Source organism: Streptomyces sp. NPDC111516 (genome assembly GCF_055635345.1).
The window spans coordinates 1-4,450 of sequence record NZ_JBVKBV010000063.1; the positions used below are offsets into that span (position 1 = coordinate 1).

The window sequence follows — 4,450 nt, forward strand, 5'->3', positions numbered from 1 at the left end:
CTGAGCCGTATCGAGCGTTCCGGTGTCCGGACTCTTGTGCCCGCTCACGGTCTCGCGTTGTTCGACACCGCCCTCACGACCGACCGGGCTCTGCTCGTCCCCGTCCCCCTCGACCTGCCCAGGCTCCGCAAGCGGGACAACAACCCTGCTCTGCTGAGGGCGTTGGTCGTTGGCCCGGCACGGCGAACCGCTGGCCCCCGTTCCCTCACAGGGACTGGCACCGGTGCGGAATCCGCAGCGCCGTCGCTGAGGCAGCGATTCCTGGCCCTGTCGGAGGGGGATCGCGAGACGGCGTTGCTGGATCTCGTACGTACGCAGGTCGCGGCCGTCCTCGGGTACGCCGGCCCCGAGGCGGTCGAGCCCGAGCGTGCCTTCCGTGAGCTGGGCTTCGACTCGCTGACCGCCGTCGAACTCCGCAACGGCCTCGTCAGGGAAACGGGCCTCACCCTGCCCGCCACGCTGGTGTTCGACTACCCGAGCCCCGCCTCGCTCACCGCGTACCTGCGGCCGGAAATCCTGGGCCCGGACACCGGCAACACGTTGTTGGACCAGATCGAGGCGCTGGAGCGGGCGGTCGAGAGCATCGCACAGGACGACGAAGCGCTCCGGGCAAAAGCGTTGACCCGCCTGCGCGCGCTGATGCCGAAGCTGGCGGAGGTGGAGGTCGAAGCCAAGGACGAGGCCGGCGAACGCGAAATCGATTCGGCTACCGCCGACGAACTCCTCGATCTGATCGACAAGGAATTCGGCTCGCTGTAAAGACGGCAACCACGGCCTCCGGCGCGGGGTCGCCGCGTTCACTCCTTGTCCGCATGTGAATTCCTGCTCCGCATTCTTGCTCCGAATCACAGATTTCCTTTGAAAGGCGACAGTCGATGGCTGACGAATCGAAGCTTGTTGATTACCTCAAGCGGGTGACGGCTGACCTGCGTCAGGCCCATCGGCGTCTCCGTGAAGTAGAGGCCGAAGCGACCGAGCCGATCGCGATCGTCGGGATGAGCTGCCGTTATCCGGGTGGGGTGCAGTCCCCGGAGGAGCTGTGGCGGCTTGTGGCTTCCGGTGCGGACGGGGTGTCCGGTTTTCCGACGGACCGCGGGTGGGATCTCGACAGCCTCTTCGACGAGGACCCGGATCATCGGGGTACGTCGTACGCGACCGAGGGCGGCTTCCTGCACGGGGCGGCGGAGTTTGACGCGGGGTTCTTCGGGATCTCGCCGCGTGAGGCGCTGGCGATGGACCCCCAGCAGCGCTTGCTCCTGGAGACCGCCTGGGAGTCCTTCGAGCGGGCCGGCATCGACCCGTTGTCCGTGAAGGGCTCGCGCACCGGCGTCTTCACTGGCCTGATGTACCACGAATACGCCACCCGAATCGCCGACGTACCCGAGGAACTGGAGGGCTACCTGGGCAACGGCAGCGCGGGCAGCATCGCTTCCGGGCGGATCGCGTACGTCCTGGGGCTGGTGGGTCCTGCGGTGACGGTGGACACGGCGTGTTCGTCGTCGCTGGTGGCGCTGCATCTGGCGGTGCAGGCGCTGCGGCGCGGCGAGTGCACCATGGCGCTCGCCGGCGGTGTCACCGTGATGTCCACCCCCGCGACGTTTGTGGAGTTCAGCCGGCAGCGCGGGTTGTCTCCGGACGGGCGGTGCAAGTCCTTCGCCGATTCCGCGGACGGGACCGGTTGGGGCGAGGGTGTGGGCATGCTGCTCGTGGAGCGGCTGTCGGACGCGGTACGCAATGGTCACCGGGTCCTTGCGGTGGTGCGGGGTTCGGCGGTGAACCAGGATGGGGCGAGCAATGGTCTGACGGCTCCGAACGGTCCGTCCCAGCAGCGGGTGATCCGCCAGGCGCTGCAGAGCGCGGGCCTTGTGGCCTCGGACGTGGACGCGGTGGAGGCGCACGGGACGGGCACGAAGCTGGGGGACCCGATCGAGGCCCAGGCACTCCTGGCCACCTATGGGCAGGAGCGTCCCGAGGACCGTCCGTTGTGGCTGGGGTCGATCAAGTCGAACATCGGGCACACACAGGCCGCCGCGGGTGTGGCGGGCATCATCAAGATGGTCATGGCCATGCGCCACGGCACCCTGCCGCGCACCCTGCACGTCGACACACCGTCCTCGCAGGTGGACTGGACGGCGGGTGCCGTCCAACTCCTGACCGGGGAGCAGTCCTGGCCGCAGACGGATCGGCCGCGCCGCGCGGGTGTCTCCTCCTTCGGCATCAGCGGCACCAACGCCCACGTGGTTCTGGAGGAAGCCCCGCAACAGCCCGAGGCCGAAACCGAGCCCGGCACCGAGCCCGAGCCCGAGCCCGGGACGACCGACGAGGACACGAGTCCCCGCGCCCTGCCCGAGGTGCTGCCCTTCGTGATATCGGGTACGACCGGCGAGGCTCTGCGCGGCCAGGCCGCGCGCTTGGCGGCCTTCCTCGGCGACACCCCGGAGACCGGGGATGCCCAGGTGACCGGCGGCAGCCCGGCAACCGGCGACGCCCTGGAGATCGCGGAGACCGATCTCGCGTACTCGCTCGCCACCACCCGTGCCTCGCTGGAGCACCGTGCCGTCGTCGTGGCCGCCGACCGCGGCGAACTGCTCCGCGGCCTCAAGGCGCTGGCGAACGGCGACACCGCCGCCGGCGTTGTTCGCGGGGCCCAGGCGACCGGCCGGACCGCCTTCCTCTACACCTTCCAGGGCAGCCAGCGTCCCGGCATGGGCCGTGAACTCTACGAAGCGTTCCCGGCCTTCGCCACCGCCTTCGACGAGGTCTGCGCCGAACTGGACAAGCACCTGGACCGGCCCATCCGGGACATCGTCTTCGCGCAGGAGGGATCACCCGAAGCTGAACTCCTCGACCGGACCGGCTACTCCTCGCCCGCCATCTTCGCTCTCGAAGTGGCGCTCCACCGGCTCCTGGTCCACTGGGGCATCCGCCCGGACATGATCTCCGGCGGTTCCATCGGCGACTCCGCCGCGATCTATGCCGCAGGTGTCCTCTCCCTTCCGGACGCCGCGAAGCTCGTTGCCGCCCGCAGCCGGCTCATGAACGACCTGCCGCCCGGCGGTGGCATGGTCGCGGTCGAGGCTCCCGAGGAGGTCGTACGAGCGGCCCTCGACGAGCTGTCCGGCCGGGTGACCATCGCGCTGATCAACGGCCCCCAGGCGTTCGTGGTCTCCGGCGACGAGAAACTCATTGCCGAGCTCGGAAACCGCTGGCGGTCCGAGGGATACCGGATCAAGAGACTCAGCGTGGGGCACGCGTTCCACTCCCCGCACATGGACCCGATGCTCGACGAGTTCCGCGAAGTCGCGGAGACGCTCACCTTCCAGCCGCCCCGCATCCCCATGATCGATGCGCTGACCGGCGACCTGATCAGCACCGACGAGGTGTGCTCCCCGGACTACTGGGTGCGGCACGTCCGGGAAGCGGTGCGTTTCTGCGACTCGGTACGCACCCTGGAGGCCAAGGGCGTTACCACCTACCTGGAGGTGGGGGCGCTCGCCATGCAGAGCCTGATGGCCCGTGACTGCCTCACCAAGGAGGCCTACACCGCCCTGGTGCCGGCCCTGCGCCGGGACCGCCCCGAGGTGTGGTCGCTGCTCACCGCCGTGGCCCACCTCCACACCCGAGGCGTACGCGTTGACTGGCAGGCGTTCTTCGCGGACCTGCGTCCCGGCGGCGTCCTCGACCTGCCGACGTACGCGTTCCAGCGCGACCACTACTGGATCGACGCGCCCGCTGTACCCCGTGGCGCCCTGGCCGGACCCGAACTGGGCCTCAGCCTGGCAGGGCACCCGCTGCTGGGTGCCGCGATCTCCCTGGCCGACTCCGACGGCTGCCTCTTCACGGGCCGGTTGTCGCTGCGCTCGCACCCTCTGCTCGCCGACCACCGCGTGCACGGCAGAGCCGTGGTCCCGGGGGCGGCGCTGGTGGAGCTGGCGCTCCGTGCGGGCGACGCGGCGGGCTGCGACACCATCGACGAGCTGAGCCTCGAAGCTCCGCTCGTTCTGCCCGAGGGCGGGGGAGTGCAACTGCGCGTCCTGGTCGCGGAGGAGGACGGCCAGGGTCGGCGTCCGGTCACCCTGTTCTCCCGCGCGGAGGACGCTCTGCCGGACGAGCCGTGGGTCCGGCACGCCACCGGTAGCCTTTCCGCCGCCCACCCCGCGGAGGACGCCGATGGCAACCTTTCGGTCTGGCCGCCTGCGGGATCCCACGAGCTTGCGATCGGTGGTCTGTACGAGTCGCTGGCCGAGGCGGGGCTCGCCTACGGAGAGGTCTTCCGGGGTGTCCGTTCGGCGTGGCGGTTGGGTGATGAGGTCTTCGCCGAGGTGGCTCTGCCGGAAGAGGCGGCGCAGGAAGCAGGTCGGTATGGGCTGCATCCGGCGTTGCTGGACGCGGCGTTGCACGCGATCGGTCTCGGTTCGTTCGTCTCGGGCGGTGGATCGGGGGCGCGGTT

Annotated in this window: 2 protein-coding genes; both read left to right on the top strand. The window is 69.8% G+C overall.

Annotation, left to right across the window (positions count from 1 at the left end; all coding sequences use genetic code 11):
- On the top strand, positions 1 to 759 hold a 759-nt coding region (locus tag ACZ7L9_RS37970), incomplete at its 5' end, for an acyl carrier protein (RefSeq protein WP_471422081.1).
- A gap of 116 nt (positions 760 to 875) precedes the next feature.
- A partial coding sequence (locus tag ACZ7L9_RS37975) for a type I polyketide synthase (RefSeq protein WP_471422082.1) occupies positions 876 to 4,450 on the top strand: 3,575 nt, incomplete at its 3' end.